At 69.3% G+C, this 17,173-nt stretch carries 19 protein-coding genes and 1 pseudogene; 8 read left to right on the top strand and 12 right to left on the bottom strand.

Annotation, left to right across the window (positions count from 1 at the left end; genetic code table 11):
- Window positions 1–47: 47 nt before the first annotated feature.
- The 5 genes from QMK24_RS13550 to QMK24_RS13530 are packed head-to-tail and all read right to left on the bottom strand — an operon-like array spanning window position 48 to window position 5,210.
- The gene (locus QMK24_RS13550) at window positions 48–1,283 is read right to left on the bottom strand and encodes a styrene monooxygenase/indole monooxygenase family protein (RefSeq protein ID WP_283465945.1); all 1,236 of its coding nucleotides are present in this window, start codon (window positions 1,281–1,283) and stop codon (window positions 48–50) included.
- A gap of 40 nt (window positions 1,284–1,323) precedes the next feature.
- The gene (locus QMK24_RS13545; protein ID WP_283465943.1) at window positions 1,324–1,932 is read right to left on the bottom strand and encodes a GTP-binding protein; all 609 of its coding nucleotides are present in this window, start codon (window positions 1,930–1,932) and stop codon (window positions 1,324–1,326) included.
- On the bottom strand, window positions 1,913–2,302 hold the full coding sequence (locus QMK24_RS13540; RefSeq protein WP_283465941.1) for a DUF742 domain-containing protein: 390 nt from the start codon (window positions 2,300–2,302) through the stop codon (window positions 1,913–1,915). The genes QMK24_RS13545 and QMK24_RS13540 overlap by 20 nt, the downstream gene beginning before the upstream one ends.
- Window positions 2,302–2,835: a roadblock/LC7 domain-containing protein gene (locus tag QMK24_RS13535; protein ID WP_283465939.1), complete on the bottom strand. Its 534-nt coding sequence runs from the start codon at window positions 2,833–2,835 to the stop codon at window positions 2,302–2,304. The genes QMK24_RS13540 and QMK24_RS13535 overlap by 1 nt, the downstream gene beginning before the upstream one ends.
- The gene (locus QMK24_RS13530) at window positions 2,832–5,210 is read right to left on the bottom strand and encodes a nitrate- and nitrite sensing domain-containing protein (protein WP_283465938.1); all 2,379 of its coding nucleotides are present in this window, start codon (window positions 5,208–5,210) and stop codon (window positions 2,832–2,834) included. Before QMK24_RS13530 ends, QMK24_RS13535 begins: the two co-directional genes overlap by 4 nt.
- A 369-nt stretch (window positions 5,211–5,579) precedes the next feature.
- Here QMK24_RS13530 and QMK24_RS13525 point away from each other — a divergent pair, with 369 nt between their 5' ends.
- On the top strand, window positions 5,580–6,350 hold the full coding sequence (locus QMK24_RS13525) for a hypothetical protein (protein ID WP_283465936.1): 771 nt from the start codon (window positions 5,580–5,582) through the stop codon (window positions 6,348–6,350).
- Between the two features lie 66 nt (window positions 6,351–6,416).
- On the opposite strand, the gene QMK24_RS13520 is transcribed toward QMK24_RS13525, so the two are convergent.
- Window positions 6,417–6,842 carry a MarR family winged helix-turn-helix transcriptional regulator gene (locus tag QMK24_RS13520; RefSeq protein WP_283466042.1) on the bottom strand — a complete coding sequence of 142 codons (426 nt, stop codon included), beginning with the start codon at window positions 6,840–6,842 and terminating at the stop codon, window positions 6,417–6,419.
- A 211-nt stretch (window positions 6,843–7,053) separates the two neighbouring features.
- On the opposite strand from QMK24_RS13520, the gene QMK24_RS13515 reads away from it, so the two are divergent.
- Entirely contained in the window at window positions 7,054–7,923 is an 870-nt protein-coding gene (locus QMK24_RS13515) for a lysozyme (RefSeq protein ID WP_283465935.1), read from the top strand.
- 112 nt (window positions 7,924–8,035) lie between these two features.
- Here the strand turns inward: QMK24_RS13515 and QMK24_RS13510 are convergent.
- The 5 genes and pseudogenes from QMK24_RS13510 to QMK24_RS13490 form a co-directional block, all read right to left on the bottom strand.
- Window positions 8,036–8,239: pseudogene (locus tag QMK24_RS13510) on the bottom strand (S16 family serine protease); the annotation flags it as partial.
- 166 nt (window positions 8,240–8,405) lie between these two features.
- On the bottom strand, window positions 8,406–9,431 hold the full coding sequence (gene tgmC, locus QMK24_RS13505; RefSeq protein WP_502989144.1) for an ATP-grasp peptide maturase system methyltransferase: 1,026 nt from the start codon (window positions 9,429–9,431) through the stop codon (window positions 8,406–8,408).
- Window positions 9,432–9,522: 91 nt separating this feature from the next.
- Entirely contained in the window at window positions 9,523–10,482 is a 960-nt protein-coding gene (gene tgmB, locus QMK24_RS13500) for an ATP-grasp ribosomal peptide maturase (protein WP_283465933.1), read from the bottom strand.
- Window positions 10,483–10,493: 11 nt separating this feature from the next.
- The gene (locus tag QMK24_RS13495) at window positions 10,494–10,769 is read right to left on the bottom strand and encodes a putative ATP-grasp-modified RiPP (protein ID WP_283465932.1); all 276 of its coding nucleotides are present in this window, start codon (window positions 10,767–10,769) and stop codon (window positions 10,494–10,496) included.
- Between the two features lie 444 nt (window positions 10,770–11,213).
- Window positions 11,214–11,453, bottom strand: a complete 240-nt coding sequence (locus QMK24_RS13490) for a DUF7848 domain-containing protein (protein WP_283465930.1) — start codon at window positions 11,451–11,453, stop codon at window positions 11,214–11,216.
- 569 nt (window positions 11,454–12,022) lie between these two features.
- Between QMK24_RS13490 and QMK24_RS13485 the strand changes: the two genes are divergently transcribed.
- On the top strand, window positions 12,023–12,868 hold the full coding sequence (locus QMK24_RS13485) for a helix-turn-helix domain-containing protein (RefSeq protein WP_283465928.1): 846 nt from the start codon (window positions 12,023–12,025) through the stop codon (window positions 12,866–12,868).
- The gene (locus tag QMK24_RS13480) at window positions 12,858–13,073 is read left to right on the top strand and encodes a DUF397 domain-containing protein (RefSeq protein ID WP_283465926.1); all 216 of its coding nucleotides are present in this window, start codon (window positions 12,858–12,860) and stop codon (window positions 13,071–13,073) included. Before QMK24_RS13485 ends, QMK24_RS13480 begins: the two co-directional genes overlap by 11 nt.
- Before the next feature lie 544 nt (window positions 13,074–13,617).
- On the opposite strand, the gene QMK24_RS13475 is transcribed toward QMK24_RS13480, so the two are convergent.
- Window positions 13,618–14,448 carry a GntR family transcriptional regulator gene (locus QMK24_RS13475; protein ID WP_283465923.1) on the bottom strand — a complete coding sequence of 277 codons (831 nt, stop codon included), beginning with the start codon at window positions 14,446–14,448 and terminating at the stop codon, window positions 13,618–13,620.
- A 192-nt stretch (window positions 14,449–14,640) separates the two neighbouring features.
- Here QMK24_RS13475 and QMK24_RS13470 point away from each other — a divergent pair, with 192 nt between their 5' ends.
- The 4 genes from QMK24_RS13470 to QMK24_RS13455 all read left to right on the top strand — a co-directional run.
- Window positions 14,641–14,973, top strand: coding sequence for an SCO3933 family regulatory protein (locus QMK24_RS13470; protein ID WP_283465920.1), 333 nt, complete (start codon window positions 14,641–14,643; stop codon window positions 14,971–14,973).
- Window positions 14,970–15,158 carry a hypothetical protein gene (locus QMK24_RS13465; protein ID WP_283465918.1) on the top strand — a complete coding sequence of 63 codons (189 nt, stop codon included), beginning with the start codon at window positions 14,970–14,972 and terminating at the stop codon, window positions 15,156–15,158. The genes QMK24_RS13470 and QMK24_RS13465 overlap by 4 nt, the downstream gene beginning before the upstream one ends.
- 5 nt (window positions 15,159–15,163) lie before the next feature.
- Window positions 15,164–16,552 carry an ATP-binding protein gene (locus tag QMK24_RS13460; protein WP_283466039.1) on the top strand — a complete coding sequence of 463 codons (1,389 nt, stop codon included), beginning with the start codon at window positions 15,164–15,166 and terminating at the stop codon, window positions 16,550–16,552.
- A 38-nt stretch (window positions 16,553–16,590) separates the two neighbouring features.
- A partial coding sequence (locus tag QMK24_RS13455) for a DUF2637 domain-containing protein (RefSeq protein WP_283465917.1) occupies window positions 16,591–17,173 on the top strand: 583 nt, incomplete at its 3' end.

Genomic DNA, 17,173 nt, shown 5'->3' with positions numbered 1-17,173 from the left:
GGTGTGCTCAAGTGCCGGACGGGCTGATGCAGCCCGTCCGGCCCTGACTACGCGCCCTGGACCTCGCCGAGATAGGCCGCGGCCCGGTCCGGCTCGAAGAACCAGTTCTCGAAGTCGGCCGGGTCGTTGAACCCGTTGGCGAAGCGGTGCGCGACGGGCGGCAGCGCGCCCGCGGCGCCGATCAGCTGGAGAACGTGCTCGGGCGGCGGGCCCAGCATCGCGTTCGTCCACTTGGTGACGGGCTCGGCGAGCTGCCAGTACCGGTCGAAGGCGGTCTGCATCCACGCGCCGTCGAAGGGCAGGTCGCCGCGCTCGGTGATGCTCTCCAGGTAGGAGGCCGCGCACTTGGCGGCGCTGTTGGAGCCCTGTCCGGTGATGGGGTCGTTGGCCACGACAACATCGGCGACGCCGAGGACGAGGCCGCCCGACGGCAGCTCCGCGACGCCCTGGCGGACGGTGGGGGCGTAGCGGCCGGCGAGGGTGCCGTTCGCGTCGGTGAGCTCCACCGCGCGGGCCCGGTCGTACTCCCAGGGCGTGAACTGCCGCATCAGGTCGAGGGTGAGCCGCAGATGCTCCCCGGGGTCCTTGACGCCCTGGAAGACGTCGAGGGAGCCGCCCGGGATGCCCTCCCAGAAGAGGATGTCGGCCGGGCCCGAGGTGGTGAAGGTCGGCATGACGAAGAGTTCACCGACGCCCGGCACCAGGTTGCACCGCACCGCCAGGTAGTCGGGGTGCTCGGGACGCGGGCCGAGGCCGTGCACATAGGAGACCGCCAGTGCGCGCTGCGGGGCCTCGTAGGGTGAACGGGACGCGTCGCGGCGGAACATGGAGACCAGCTCGCCCTTGCCGGCGGCGACGAGCACCAGATCGTAGGCCCGCGAGAAGTAGTCGAGGTCGGAGACGGATACACCGTGGATGATGAGCTTGCCGCCGCGTTCGGCGAAGGTCTCCATCCAGCCGGCCATCTTCACCCGCTGGTCGACGGACTGCGCATAACCGTCGAGCCGGCCGACCCAGTCGATGGGACGCGACGCGTCCGGGGCGGCGACCGAGACACCGAGGCCCTCGATGCGCGGGGCCTGCTCCTCCCAGAAGTTGATGCCGAGGTCGCGCTCGTGCTGCAGCGCCGTGTCGAACATGCACTGGGTGGACATCACCCGGCCGTCACGTATCTCGTCGGCCGTCCGGTTGGACATGAGGGTGACCTCATAGCCACGGCCCTGCAGGCCCAGGGCCAGTTGGAGCCCGGCCTGACCGGCTCCGACGATAAGTACCTTGCGCATTATGGGAGTCACGCTTTCGTCAAAAATGTGAACGTATCGCTCAGAGCGGCTGTTCGGCCAGGGCGTGCGCCACCAGCGCCATGAGTGCCTCCACTACCGAATACCGCTTCCGGGCATCACAGATCAACACCGGGATGTGCGGGGGTACGGCGAGCGCCTCGCGGACGTCCTGCTCGGTGTACACCGTGGTGCCCTCGAACTGGTTGACCGCGACCATGTACGGCAGGCCGCAGCCCTCGAAGTAGTCGATCGCGGGAAAGCACTCGGCCAGCCTGCGGGTGTCGGCCAGCACGATCGCGCCGATCGCGCCGCGCACCAGGTCGTCCCACATGAACCAGAAGCGCTGCTGGCCCGGCGTGCCGAAGACATACAGGACGAGGTCCTGGTCGAGGGTGATCCGGCCGAAGTCCATCGCCACGGTGGTCGTGGTCTTGTCCGGCGTCGAACCCAGGTCGTCGACCGACTCGCTGGCCCGCGTCATCACCGCCTCGGTGGTGAGCGGGGTGATCTCCGAGACCGCGCCGACGAACGTCGTCTTGCCCACGCCGAAGCCGCCCGCGACGACGATCTTGGTGGAGACGGGGGCGCGCCCGCGGTCCGTCTGCCACTCCTGCGTGGGGCCGGTCTCCTCAAAGCCTGCGAAGTCCACCGAGCACCCTTTCGAGCAGCGCGCGATCCGGGCTTCCCGGGCCGTGCCCGGTCCCGAAGACGCGAATCCTTCCCTGGTCCGCCAGGTCGCTGAGCAGCACCCGGACGACGCCGAGCGGCATCCGCAGCAGCGCCGAGATCTCCGCCACCGAGCGCATCCGGCGGCACAGCTCCACTATGGCGCGCATCTCCGGCATGACACGGTCCGCCCAGCGGCCCGCGGTCAGCACGAACTGCGGCTCCGGTCCGTCGATGCTCGCCACGAACGTCTCGACGAACAGCACATGACCGAAGCGGGTGCGCCCGCCGGTCAGCGCGTACGGGCGGACCCGGGCGGTGCGGCGGTCGGCGCCGCGTTGGGGCAGGGACATCAGCGACCGCCCCCGCTCTCGGTGCCGGCGGTCTCCTGCGTACGGCGCAGCTCGCTGCGCAGCGCGGGGGTGAGGACGTGTCCGGCCCGGCCGACGAACAGGGCCATGTGGTAGCCGACGACGCTCATGTCGCAGTCCGCCGAGGCGTGCACGCCGAGCAGTGATCCATCACTGATCGCCATCACGAACAGACTGCCCTCGTCCATGGCGACGGCGGTCTGCCGGACCCTGCCGCCGTCCATCAGGCGCGCCGCGCCGTCGGTGAGGGAGGCCAGGCCGGAGACGACGGTGGCGAGGTCCGCGCGGGAGTCCGCGGGGCCGGCCGGCGGCTTCCGCCCGGCGGCCCCCGGGGCCGGGCCGGAACCCGGGTCCGGGTCGGAGTCCGGGTCGGAGGTGATCAGCAGCAGTCCGTCGGAGGAGACCACGGCGACCGAGTGGACACCCGGCACTTCCTCGACGAAGTTGCTCAGCAACCACCGCAGATTGCGGGCTTCATGGCTCAGGTCCTTCGTGTCTGTACTCGCCGCGTTCAACGGCTCGCCTCCTCGACGGTTTCAGCTGCGCCTGTTTCCCCCGTTGGTCCTGCGTTCCCCGGTTCTGCCGCTCCAGTCTCCTGTTCGGCGACCCGCCGTCCCTCCCGCAGCCCCTGTTGGAGGCCGCCGAACTTGCGCCGCAGCGCCTCCGCGTCCACCGGTCCTGTCCGCTCCGGCCGCCGCGCGGCCGGCTCCCCCGTCAGTCCGCTGCTGCGCGGCACGCGCTGCGGCAGGCCCTTGCCGGTGATGCCCTCCCCCTCGGGCGCCGGCTCCGGCTCCGGCTCGGGAGCGGGAGCGGGGACCCGGACGCCGGTGTCATCGGCCCGGGAGTGGCGCGACCGGGCCTCGTTCCCGTCGGACCGGCCCTCCCCCGGGCGGGTGTGCTCCGCGCCGGTTCCCCGATCCGTACCGGCCGCCGGGCCCGGTCCCGCCGGAAGCGCTTCCGGGGAGACCCCGGGCGCCGGCACCGGCATCGGTTCGCCCGCGATCGCGGCTTCCACCGGGGTGGAGGGTGCCTCGTCCGGCCGGATGACGGCGAGCAGTTGGCGGGGCAGGATGACGACGGCAGCGATGCCGCCCTGCTTCTGCTCGCGGAGCTGGACGCGGATCCCGTGCCGCGCGGCGAGGCGGGCAACGACGTACAGGCCCATGCCGGTCGCGTCGCCCGGCGCGGCCGGCTCGGGGTCGGTGAGCAGGGCGTTCAGCTCGGCGAGCCGTTCCGGCGGGGCGCCGATGCCGGTGTCCTCGACGGAGATCATGACCTCGCCGTTCTCCAGCATCCAGCCGGAGAGCTGGACCTCGGCCTGCGGCGGCGAGAACGAGGTGGCGTTGTCGAGCAGTTCGGCGATGAGGTGGCTGGTGTCGTCGGCCGCGTGTCCGGCGAGGTGCCCGCCGGGCAGGACCTGGATCCGTACCCGCTCATAGCGCTCGATCTCGGAGATCGCGGCGCGGGTCACATCGACCAGCGGCACCGGTTTGGCGGTGACCCCGCCGTGGCCGTGTTCGGCGCCCGCGAGGACCAGCAGGTTCTCGCTGTTGCGGCGCATCCGGGTGGCGAGGTGGTCCAGCCGGAAGAGCGTCTCCAGATGGTCCGGGTCCTGCTCGCGTTCCTCCAGGCCCTCGATCAGGGCGAGTTGCCGCTCGACCAGGCCCAGGGTGCGCAGCGACAGGTTGACGTACGTGCTGTGCGCACCGGACTGGACGGTGCCGGTCCTGGCGCCGGCCGCGTCCCGCCGGCGCAGCAGGCTGTCGCGCTCGGCGGCCAGCGCGTCGCGGATCCCGAGCAGCCGGGTGTTCTCCGCGCCGAGTTCCAGGCCCCTGGCCTGTACGGCGCGCAGTTCCGTGACGAGCACGTTGATACGGCGGGCGACCGCCGCGAACTCGTCGATGCCGACCACCCGCGCCTCGTCGGTCCTGCCCTGCGCGAAGCGGTGCAGCGCGGCGAGCGGCCGGGTGAGGGAGCGGGCGGCGGAGACCAGGATCCCGACGGTGATGATCAGGCACAGCGCGGTGAGGGCGACGCGCAGTTCGAGGGCGGTCACCGCGTCGTCGCGCCGCTCCCGCGCCGCGTCGGCCCCGGCGGTGGCGAGGGAGGATTCGACGCTGCGCATCAGCCCGATCCGGGCGGTGAGCGCGGCCTTCACCTTGGCCGCGCCGAGCGCCCGGTCGGCGCCGGTCAACTGCGGCTGGTCGGTGAGGAGCTGGATATCGCGTTCGGCCTCGGAGACGTCCGCGCCGGTGACGGTCTGGTTGTACTGGTCGCGCCGTTCCTGGGGAGCTGTGGCGCGGAAGTCGGCGAGTGCGGCCCGCTCCTGCACGGCGGCGGTCTGCGCATCGGTGGCCAGCGGCCGCTGGCTGCCGCTCCCGACGAGCGCGCTCACCAGGAGCCCGCGCTCCTTGGCAGCCAGCGCGGTGGCGCGGCTGAGCGGGGGGACGACCGGTCCTGCGACGCGGCCCAGCGCGTCGAGGAGCGGGGCGTACGCGGTCACGACGGCCTGCGGCGTACCGGTGCCGGTCAGCGTGTCCTGACGGATCTGCGGGAGGGTGGCCAGCAGATCGCGCAGATCGGCGCGGGTGCCCGGGTCCGCCGAGACGCCCTGCGCCTGCCGGTCCACCCGGTTGCGCTGCGATTCCGACAGCCCGGGGGCGCCGGTTCCGGGGGCGGTGGAGCGGCCGCCCGCGACGAAGGCGGCCATGTCGTCGCGTTCATCGGCCAGCGAGTGCGCCAGGGAGATGGCCCGGATGGCCAACTCGGCGCTTCCCACCTGGTCCTGCGCGTCGGACAGATCGCCCACGGCGGCTGCCACGCCGGGCGCGGCCGCGGCCGGTAGGAGGACAGCACAGACCAACAGGGCACCCAGCAGTCGTCGGCGCACCCGTCCTTTGCCCACCGCGGGGGGGACCCCGTCGCGCGTTTCACGTCGTCTTCGCACCGGAGCTCGCAATCCCGTCTCGCCTGGTCAATGGGCCCGACCTTCTCAGCCCGTTGTAGACGGGGCCGCGCGTCCCCCTCCCCGACACCCGAACGAGTGAATCGCACGCATGAGTTGACGGACAAGTCCGGCGCGGAATGTCTCAATCCGTGAAAGCGGGGTGGGTTTGGCGTCGCGCCCACGTCCTGGCAGGATGCCCGCCCGCACCCGATCCCCCCACGTCAGGCGGTATTGGAGCAGTATCAGGACATGCGAAGGACGGCGCCAGGTACAGACCAAACGGTTCGAACGGCGGTCCGGCAGACTTGTCGCATGCGCATCGAGAGCAGCACCGAGCCCGGCACCCCCGAACGCCCCAACGAGGACTTCTTCTCGCTGGCCCTGCCCGCTTCCGGGCAGGGTGGCACGTTGGTGCTCCTGGACGGCGTGACGCCGCGGCCCGGCAATGGCGACTGCGTCCACTCGGTACCGTGGTTCGTCGCCCGGCTCGGCGGTGCACTGCTCGAACTGTCCGTTTCGCGAACGGACATGACACTCTCCGACTGCTTGGCGTCCGCAATTGACCGAACGGCGGCGGCGCACAGCGACACCTGTGATCTTTCTCACCCGCTCACTCCGCAGGCCACCGTGGTCACGACCCGGTGGAATCAGGACACCGTGGAGCATCTGGTGCTCTCCGATTCCGTCCTGCTCCTCGAAGCCCCCGACGGCAAGATCACGCCGGTTCTCGACGACCGCATCGACCGGCTCGTCGCCGAGGGCCGGGCCGTTTCCGCCCTGCGCAATGCCGAGGGCGGCTTCTTCACCGCCGCCGCCGATCCCTCGGTGGTGTCCCGCGCGGTCACCGGCAGCACACCGCGTTCCGGCGTCCGCGCGTTCGCGGCCCTGAGCGACGGGGCGACGCGGCTGGTGGAGGTCTTCCGCTCGGACGACTGGGCCGGGACCTTCGCGCTGCTGCGCGAGCAGGGACCACAGGAGCTGATCCGGCGCGTCCGCGCCGCGGAGTCCGCCGACCCCGAGGGCCGCGCCGTCCCGCGCGGCAAGCCCTTCGACGACGCGACGGCCGCCCTCGTGGAGCTCTGACGCCCCGGGCGCCGTCCGGGCGAAACCCCGGAACACGCCCCGTCCCGCCCCGTCCCGCCCCGTCCCTCAGTCCTCCGAGCCCTGAAGCTCGTTCAGCCGGTGCAGCAGCCGGGCCAGTTCGCTGACCTCGCCGCGGTCCCAGGCGGCGAGCCGGCTGACGTAGCGGGACCGCCGCGCCGCGCGCACGCGCGAGAAGCGCTCGCGGCCCTCGTCCGTCATCCGCATAAGGAAGGCGCGGCCGTCGGCCGGATCCGGCTCGCGGGTGATGAGCCCCAGCTCCTCCAGCGCGCGCAGCTGCCGGCTCATGGTGGCCTTGCCGACGCCGAAGTACGCGGCGAGGTCGGTGGCGCGCTCGGGCTCGGATTCCTGGAGCCGGACGAGGAGTCCATAGGCCGCGGGCTCCAGTTCCGGGTGCAGTTCCCGGGCCATCTCACCGGAGGACGCGCGGGCGCGCCGGTAGAACACCGTCAGCTCGCGTTCCAGGGCTTCCATCTGCTCGTCCACAGCGCTCCGCTTTCAGGGGGCTGAAAGTTTCTTTCAGCGATCGTCGTTCCCGCAGCTGCTCAAGTATTTCGTAGGTGTAGACCAACGGCGGTTCCCGGAGGCTCTTCCACGCGCGTAGTTTCCGCCCCTACCTTCATCCTGTCATGGCCATCCCAAAGCCATGGTGTGCGTCAGGCCCCGTCCCCCACTGGAGGCACTCATGTCCTTCGGAGCCCATTCCGCCGTGCACAGACCAGGATTCTTCGGCACCCGGCCCGCCTTCGCGGCCGGGCTGCTCGTCACCCTCCTCGCCCTCCTATTCACGATGCCGAACGCCGCGAGCGCGGCCGGCCCGGCGGCCGGCAGCGGTCCGATGACCCACCCGGTACTGGACTGGATGGGCTCGACCATCCGCGCCCACGAGAGCGGCAGCGCCACCGGAAACGTGATCACCCCACTGGTCACGCAGACTCCGGGCATGGACGTCAGCGGCTACCAGGGGAACGTCGACTGGTCGGCGGCGTGGTCCAACGGCGGACGGTTCGCCTACATCAAGGCCACCGAGGGCACCTCGTACACCAATCCCTACTTCGCCCAGCAGTACAACGGCTCGTACAACGTCGGGATGATCCGCGGCTCGTACCACTTCGCGCTGCCCAACGTCTCCAGCGGCGCCACCCAGGCGGACTACTTCGTCAACCACGGCGGCGGCTGGTCCGGTGACGGCAAGACGCTGCCGGGCGCGCTCGACATCGAGTACAACCCGTACGGCGCCACCTGTTACGGCCTGAGCGCCGGCGGGATGGTCAACTGGATCGCCTCCTTCAGCAACCAGTACGCCGCCCGTACCGGCCGCTACCCGACCATCTACACCTCCACCAACTGGTGGTCCTCCTGCACCGGCAACAGCGGCGCCTTCGCGGGCAACAACCCGCTGTGGATAGCCCGCTACTCCACCAGCGTCGGGACCCTCCCGGCCGGCTGGGGCTTCCACACCATCTGGCAGTACTCCGACGCCGGCGTCTTCCCCGGTGACCAGGACCGCTTCAACGGGGCCTACGACCGTCTGCAGGCCTTCGCCAACGGGTGACACGGGGCACCCGATGCCACGATGACGGTGGGGTGGAACGGTCCTTCGCGGACCGCTCCACCCCACCGTCATGTCCCGCCGTGCACTGCTTCCGCCGTGCGCCGCTTCCGTCCTACGCCGCGACGGGCACCCGCACCGCGGCCGTCGCCGGCTCCAGTGCCAGCTTCAGCACCTGCCGGACGTCGGAGACCGGGTGGACGTCGAGCTTCTCCAGGATCTCGGCGGGCACGTCGTCCAGGTCGGGCTCATTGCGCTTCGGGATGATCACGGTCGTGATCCCGGCCCGGTGCGCCGCGAGCAGTTTCTGCTTGACACCGGTCAAGCCTCGCTCACACACCTACTCTCGTCGGCGCTCTCTGCGCCGTCCGGCTGCGGCTTCCGCATGGTCATAGGCATAGGGAAGCCCCGGCCGAGCCCACGGGGGGGAGGGCCAGCCGGGGCCGCATCTCATACTGGCACATTTGGGACTGCCCGTGCGCCTGTCAGTCCCAGGTGATGTGCTGCCCGTGCGGTCCGACGTGCAGGCTTAGCTGTTCTGCTGGGGGCTCTCCTGCCGCGTGCCATTTGGTGAGCGTCTCGGCGATCGAATCCCACAGGCGGGTTGTCCCCCCCTGCCGCACCATCCATTGGCCATGGTCCTCGAACAGGACTGCCCATGCTCCGGCGTCGACATCGATGAACACGTGTTCGTCCCTGCCGTTCCGAGGGAGCGTGAGGCGCTGGGTTCTTGGGGCGGCGAACTGAGCGAGGAACCGGCCTGTCCACGATTCCAGCAGGTTCGCGCCGATGGCCGTTGGCGTAGCGTCGCCCTGGTCGAGATCGGGGAGCATTCCGAGGGCCGGAGGTTGGTGCGGGCGAGCAAGCATGAACGAGACGTGCCCGCCGAGAATCGGGCCGCTGGCTGTGCCGTCGTCGGCCACCGTGAGGCGAACGAGTTCGGAGGCGTTCATCCATCCGCAGACCGTCACCAGGATTTCGCCTCCGGGGCGGGTCTGCTCGATCCACTCAGGCGGAACCGTGTGCACCCCGCACGTAGCGATCACGCGGTCATACGGGCTGCCGTCCTTGTAGCCGACAAGCCCGTCCCCCACGATCAGGGTGGGCCAGTAGTCCAGCCCTGCGAGGGCCACTGAGGCACGTGAGGACACGTCCCTGTCCACCTCGATGGATGTCACCTGCTCGTCGCCGAGTACGTGCGTCAGCATGGCGGTGGAGTAGCCGGTGCCGGTGCCGATTTCCAGGACTCGGGCACCGGGGGACACCTGGAGCGCTTCGAGCATCCGCACGACCAAGCTGGGAAGGGTGGACGAAGAGGACGGGTGCTGCGTGATGCGTCCCTCGACCTGGCGGGGGAAGACTGCGCCGGCCAATTGGGTGACCAAGGTGTCGTCCTCGTAGACCCGACCGAGCCGTTCCGCAGAGTCTGAGAGAAACGCGGGCCGGTACCAGCCTCCGCCCTCGTGCTCGAACCACCCATCGGACAGGAAAGCTTCTCGGGGAACGGACATCACGGCTGCCTCCCACGCCGGAGTGTGCAGCACTCCCGACGCGGTGAGCTGATGCGCGAGCCCGGCGCGTGATGCTTCTGACGAGTTCTCGCTACTCACTCTTGGTCTCTCCGATCTCCAACAGGTCTGCAATGGCCACGGTGATCGGCAGAGCTGCTGCCGATTCCAACCATGCCCACTGGCCGTTGGGGTTGCATTCCAGGAACCACCATGTGCCGTCTGCGGTCACGGCGAAGTCGAACGCGCCGAAGCTGAGCCCGAACTCGGCGACGAAGCCCAGCAGCGCGCCGCGTATCTCCGGCGGGCAGTCAATCGCCTCGTAGGCGAGGCTCCGGTACTCGGCCCTCCAGTCCACGACGCCGGGCGGGGAGATGATGCGGGCGCACATGACTTGCTCCCCGACGACGATCACGCGCACGTCCGACGTCTTGTCCACCTGGGCTTGGAACAGGTGGGCGCTGTGGCTGATCGCGTCAGTGATCTCCCCGGGCTCGACGCGGGCGGCCCAAATGCCTGCGGGTTCGCCGTCCACCTCGTAGGCGGCGGCGTGCAAGGGCTTGTAGATCGTCGGCTGCTCGGCTGCGAAGGACTTCGCTTCGGCCGGATCATTAGTGATCAGGGTCCTCGGCACGGTGAGCCCCAACCTGGCTGCTGCGGCCAGTTGGGCGGGCTTGTACTCGGCGCGCGCGATGGCTTGGGGGTGGCTGAGATACAGGCACCCCGGAAGCGCGGCGAGAACCCCGCCCAGGCCGCGCCGGTTCTCCTGGGCGGCGAACCTCGCGCCCTGGTCGTCCTCGGCCTGGCCGTAGGCGTTGGGGCGTCGGTGGTACAGAGCCCGCACCTGCGAGAGGTCGGCAGTTCGCTCTCCGCTCGTCAGTTGACCACCCCACCCGTTCAGGCCGGTGTGGGCGGAGAGCGTCACTGAGCGCGGGAAGTCGCGTCCGGGGTCGAACCGTAGGACGGGCACCCGGCGACGGTTCAACTCCGCTATGACGAGATCGGCGGTCGCGTCTTCGTACTCGGTTGCGACGAGCACCGGGCGTCCGTCCATGGTCCTACCTCCTAATCCTGGGTGGCGTCGTGGCCGCTGTCGGGGTCGGTCTTGCCGTCCTTGCCGATCGACGTGGGCGGGTAGGTGTTGACGGATGTGCCGTGCTTGCCCAGCTCGGCCGGGCCGCTCTGCCCGTCAGGGCCGCTCCATCGGCCGGTCTGGGTCTGCGGGTCGATGCCCTCGTACTGCCACAGCGACGGTTCGCCGTTGCGCATCGGGGCCAAGCGGCTCATGCCCCAGGGAGCGGGCGAACCGGCCTGGGCCTCTTCGGTGGTGACGCTCAACATTCCTCCTACGGATGGCGTGGTGCTGATGGGTGGACCCGCTCCGGTCCATGGTGGGGGAACACATGGCCGGAGCGGGGGCTTAGGGGCGTCGAAAGAGCCCGGAGCGCGCACGGTGCCGACCGGAGCGGGAACGGTCGGCAGGCGGCTCTACAGGTCTTTCGGCGGGGGCGGGACTGGCGGCACGGCGGGCAAGCCGGTCGGCTTGACGTGTGGACTCCCAAACGAGGTCATGAAGTCGGCCGATACAGTCGGCACACGCGAACATCGGAGCGTTGGCACCGGCGACCGTCGCAGGTCCGATCCACATCACCCGCGTCTCTTGCTGGCAGTACAACCAGCACTTGCCGTGCGTCCAGGTGTTGCCGTCGTCGGTCGTCGGCGGGTCTGGCGCGTCGCCGCGCGCCCATGAGGCGATTCCAGGTATGACGAGGTGGGTTGCCGTGGTCACAGCCATTCCCCCAGCTCGACCGTGACGCGGTCCGAGTAGCGCCGCTGGAAGCGGGTGTGGCCAGTGTCTTGCATGTGCTGGGCTGCCCACTTGCCGACCTTCTCAGGCTCGGTCTGCCGCCCTGACGACTCGGTGCAGTCGTCTCCGCTGACACAGGCCATGCCGATCGTGACCTGTCCGGTAGCGTCGGGCTTGATCTCATAGTTCCGGAACCGCATCGTCGTCGTGGTGCCCATCAGTGCCACCCGCTACGTGATGCCTCGTTGGCTTCGGCGACGCGTGCCCGAAGCCGGTCCTTGTCATCGGCGGGCTCAACCTCGTCCGGCCGGGCGTCCCACTCGCTACCGCCGGACACAGGGCGTAGGTAGACACGTCCGCTCCATGTCCCCTGGAAGGTGCCGATGCGGTCGCGCCTCGTGTCGTGAACGAGGTCACCCACGGCGTAGGTAGGGGCTTCCGCTTCCATGGCGGTCACTCCCCCGCCCCTTTGAGGATCACGGCGGCAAGCTCCCGGACCACGTCCGGGCGGGCTCGTCCAAGCGAGACGAGCATCATTCCGCCTATGGCTGGGACGTAGTCGATTCCGAGCGAAGGCAGGGTGATGCCTGCTCTCGTCAGAGCGTCCTTCAACTCAGCGAGGGCAAGTTCCGCTTGCTGCTGTGGGTTTGGGGTACCCGTGGGTTGAGTGGCCATGATCCGCCGTTCGTCGCTCTCCGCCGTCTTCGTTACCAGACAACCGGTCCGGCGCTACTCTCGGTATGGGTAGGGGCATTACAACAGCGCTGTAGAGCGGGGGTCTTGCACGATGCCGAACGAGGTGCCAGCCAGGGGAGCCAGTGGTGCGCGGGTCGGATGGCGCTTCTTCGGGGCGGAGTTGAAGCGGCAACGGGAGCGCGCAGGGCTCACCCAAGAGGCTTTAGGCGAACTCGTGTTCTGTTCTGGCTCGTACATCGGCCAGTTTGAGAGTGCGCTCCGCAAACCACAGCTCGACCTAGCCCGACGGTTCGACACGACGCTTACGACCGACGGACTTTTTGAACACCTGTGCGAAGAGCTGGTCAACAGCAGCCCGTATGCCGACTACTTCGCTTCCGTCGCGGAACTCCAGCCCCTTGCCGTCACGCTCACCGAGTACAGCGCCATCCTCGTTCCTGGGCTGCTCCAGACCGCCGACTACGCGCGCGCCGTCTTCCAGGCGGCACAGCCCTTCCGAAGCCCAGAAGAGACGGAGACCAGGGTTCAGGTCCGCATGGATCGTGCCCGCGCCCTGGATGCCACAACAGCGCCCCTGTTGTGGGCGATCATGGACGAATCCGTTCTGCGCCGTACGGTTGGAGACTCGAACATCTTGGGCGCGCAGCTCCGCCATATTGTCTCGCTTGTCGAACGGGCGAAGGTGCTGGTCCAGGTCATGCCGTATTCCAGTGGAGCGCACGCCCTGATGGAAGGCAGCATGACCCTCATGACGTTCGAGGATGCCCCGCCAGTCGCGTACATAGAGGGTCCTCACAGTGGCCAGCTGTTGGATGATCCTGCTGTCGTGGCGCGGTGCACCGCGTCCTACGATCTAGCACGGGCCGCCGCGTTGCCGCCGAAGGCGTCCCTGGCCCTGCTCCGCTCGGCGGCGAAGGAATACGACCATGAAGAATGATCTCGACCTGAGTACAGCGTCTTGGCGCAAGTCCACATACAGCGGCGGGAACGACGGCAACTGCATCGAAGTTGCCGACGGGTTCACGGGCGTCGTCCCGGTGCGAGACTCGAAGGACCCGGCAGGCCCGGCGCTCGTCTTCACCACCGATGCCTTCGCGGCCTTCGTCGGCGCGGTAGCAGCGGGCGAGTTCCCTACCGCCTGACGCGCCCTCATCGCCACAGAGCCCCCCAGTGCCGCTAGTTGGCCCTGGGGGGCTTCGTGCTGCTTGGCCGGTGAGCTCGCGGCCGGCCGATTTGGCTGGGCACCGGCAGGCTGCGGGCCTGAGCGGGGTGGGTCCCTCGTCGGTCGGGCAGCTTCGCCGCACCAGGGTTCTCCAGGGGCCGCCAAGGCTGCCCCCGGCACGCTCGCGCTTGGCCTTGGCGGCCCCTGGAGGTTCCTGGTACGCCTCCGGGGGCCGATCGGCGAGGGACCTGCCCCGCGACCCGACGACCTCTCACCACGACGACGGCGCGCGTGTGCTCGGCCCCCTGGTCCCTCGGAGTGAGGGCTGTATTGACGTGAGGCGATGTGATCCATGGGTCGCCGATGGTGCGCGCCCGGACGCAGGGCAGCCGCTAAGCGGGGCGGAACGCCTTGAGCGTGCGGCGGCCCGGAAGCCGGGCGCGCGCGGCCCGCGACAGCGGGCCGCCTTGATCCAGTAAAGAAACTTTGAACAGCTCGGGCGCTGCTGTCGTGGGATCGCCCGCTCAGCTGTACTTCGGCTTGTTGAGTCGATCGCGGAGTTCCTGGGCGGCCTTCGCGTTGTCTTCAGGGGAGCGTTCACCCCGAAGGCGCTTGCGGCGCTTCTGGTCTTCGACCAGCACGCTGAGCTGACCCATGACGGCGTCGAGGTCGGCGCGGGCCTTCGCCAGTCGAGCCTTTGCCTGCTCGACCTCTGCGGCCACCTCCTCATCGCTCTTACCGCTCTGGTCGACCATTTCCTTTTCGGCGCGTGCCCTGGCCATCACACGTTCAGCGCTTCTATCCCAATGCTTGATTGCCTCGCGGGTGCTGCTGATCTTGCGAACGAAGACACCTCGGCCCTGGATCGAGTAGATCAACCCCTCCTCCTTGAGCACACGCAGCGCGTTCTGCGCCGTGGCGCTTGCGATGCCGAACTGCTCTTGGAGTTCACGCGCGGACGGGAGTTGGGCCCCTGGGCTTAGGTCGCCGTCCTGGATCTGCTTTCGCAGTGCGTCCGCAGTCTGGATGTAGGGCGGCCGGTGGTCCTGCGGTGGTGTGACGGGTCGCTCTGTCCGGTCCGGTTTGCGGATCTCGGGCTGTGGCTTGACGGGAGCGTTGAGCCAGTCGCAGACGTAGCTGCCCCTACCCATGACCGAGTAGACAAGCCCCTCGTCCTTCAGGACGCGCAGGGCGTTCTGCACGGTTGAGCTGGCAATGCCGAAGCGGCCTTGCAGCATGCGAGCGGAAGGGAGCTTCTCGCCGCGCTGGAACTCACCTTCCAAGATCGCGTTGCGCAAGACCTCGGCGGCCTGAACGAACGGCGGCCGGGGGTCCTCTTCGAGCGGCAGTGTCATGTTTCCAAGGGTAGCGGCGCGCCCGATCGCATGACACACCTGCGCATGTCCGCGTCTCACTCTGGCAGCCGTGCGACTAAAGCAGGTGCATGAGAAGCCATGCGTATCACTGTTGCATCCGTGCGGGTGTATCAGTATGGTCATCTCAGGCCGAACAAGCGGCCCACGAAACAAGGGATCGACACCATGTCCATGACCCGCATCCGCGTGGCAGTACTGCCCATCACCAACTACCTGGCGGGCACCGACGCGACGGTGAAGATCAAGGACCCGCAGACGGGCGAGATCGCCACCGACCGCGAGACCGGCGAACACCTCTACACGGTCACCGTGATGCTCATGGAGGAGGGCCGCGCGGAGATCCTGAAGATCACCGTTGCGCAGTCCGGCATCCCCGAGGGACTGAAGCCGGGCGTGATGGTCCGCCCGGTGGACCTGTTCGCAACGCCCTGGGCCCGCATCTTCAACGGCAACCTGTCCGACGGCGTCGCCTACCGCGCGGCCCGCCTGGACCTCGTCGCGTGAAAGACCCGGTAGACGACTCCGCGTTCCCGCCCCCCTCCAGGGGGGCGGGGCCCCGCCTGACCCTGACCATCTCCCCTGCCGCGCGCCTGCTCCTGGCGGGCTTCCCCCCGGACATCGCATGGGACCTGGCGGACCTGGAATCCCCGGTCACCATCGACATCTACGACCCGAAGGACACGCGGTGAGCGACATGATCGTGAACATCCCCCTGGTGCTGGCGGTGCTCGTCGCCGCGTGGCTCCTGTTCGTACTGGTGCGCTATGTGCGCTACGACCGCGAGACCCGTGCCAGCGTCCGCCAGGCGATGCGGGTGCGCTACGGCTGGGATCGGCTCGCCAAGATGACGGGCCTGTCGGTCACCGACAAGACCCCGACCCTGATCGCCGGAATGCTGGCGCAGAAGGGCGAGACGCCCCCGCCGCGCGTCCTGGTCCCCAAGATCAAGGTCATCCCCGACCGGTACGGGGTGATCGTGCGGGCGAAGTGCCTGCCCAAGGTCGGACTGGAGGAGTTCCAGAAGTCGGCGCGGTTCCTGGCCGACGCCTGGCGCTGCACCCGCGTGTCGGTCCTGCCCGACGGTCCGGGGCGGGTGGTGGTGCGGGGCGTGCGCCTGGACCCGCTGACGCTGCCGACCATGCACGTGCCCACCGGCTTCCCGCCTTACGACATCACCGCCTGGGATCTGGGGATCGACGAGTACGCCGATGACGTGGTGCTGTCTTTGGCGAACGTGGCGGGGGTCTGCATCGCGGGCCTGCCCGGCACCGGCAAGACCTCGACCCTGAACCGGCTGATCTGCGACTTCGGACCCTCGGATGCGGTGCAGTTCGCCGTTGCCGACGGCAAGGTGTCCACCTCGCAGGAAGGGGACTACGCAGACCTGCGGTCCCGGCTGTTCGCGTTCGCCGGTGACGACCTGGGCGAGGCAAACGAGCTGTTCAAGCGGCTGGTGCGGCTGCGGCGCTCGCGCTCCTCGGCGATCCGGGGCGTGCTGGGCACGAAGAACATGTGGAACTGCGGCCCCTCCGAGATCTGGCCGCTGACGATCCTGATCATTGACGAGGCGCACACCTACTTCCGGGACTACAAGGGCAACGACGCCGAGACGAAGCAGCTCGCGAAGCTGTCGGCTGAGAACGCCCGCCTGGTGGAAGACCTGGTCAAGAAGGGTCGGAGTGTCGGGATGATGGTCATCCTGACCACGCAGAAGGCGACCGGCGACGCCATCCCCACGTTCATCCGCGACGTCTGCGCGCTGGGGCTGTCCTTCGCGCAGAAGACGACGGAAGCGGCCGTGGCTGCACTGGGCGACGACATCCGCAACTGGCCCGACGCCAACCCGGTCAACCTCCAGGACCCGGCCTATGTGGGGGTGGCGTCCATGTCCCTCCAGGGCCGTGAGGGCTTCACCCGCGTGCGTACTCCGCAGGTCTCGGACGCCGACGCCGCTCGGATCGCCGAAGCGACATCGCACCTGACCTTGGACCCGGCCGCGTTCCTCGACTGCTACCCCGGCCCGATCGACTGGAAGCCCTCCTTCGCCGACGACCCCGACATGACCACCGACACCTTGGCCTGACCCCCACCCAACACCACGACAAGGAAAGAGTTGAACCGATGGGTGAGGACCGTTTCACGCAGCGCACCGTGACCGCCGTCATGGCTACCATCGCCCTGCTGGCGTTCGTGTTCTCCTTCGGCAACGTCTGGGCGCTGGCCCTGCGCCTGGGCGTCTCCCGGTCGGTCGCCCCCCTGGTGGCCCCGATGGTGGACCTGTCGGTCGTCGGGCTCCTGGTGGCCCTGCGCTACCTGTCACTGCGCGGCGTGCCCGCCAGTGAGCTGAGGGCGGGAACGCGCCTGATGCACCTGTGCGGCCTGCTCACCCTGGGCCTGAACATCGCCGAACCGCTGATCCTGAGCCTGTGGGGCCGCGCCGCCGTCGATGCCGTCGCCCCGATCCTGCTCCTCGGCTGGGGACACGTCGGCCCCCAGTTCCTGCGCCAGTTCCACACCCTGACCACCCCCGCCCCGGCGCACACAGCCGCCTTGGCCCCGATCCCCGCCCCTGCCCCAACGCCCGCCCCCGCAACAGTCCTGGAGACCGTCGCAGCACCCCTTGACGCCCCGGCCCCCGCCCCTCCCGACGCGCGACCGGCGGAGACCGCCCCGGTGGTCCTGACGGCCCCCGAACCGGAACTCC

Source organism: Streptomyces sp. PH10-H1, assembly GCF_030063355.1.
Classification (GTDB): Bacteria; Actinomycetota; Actinomycetes; order Streptomycetales; family Streptomycetaceae; genus Actinacidiphila.
This window is presented reverse-complemented; position numbering and strand designations above follow the sequence as displayed.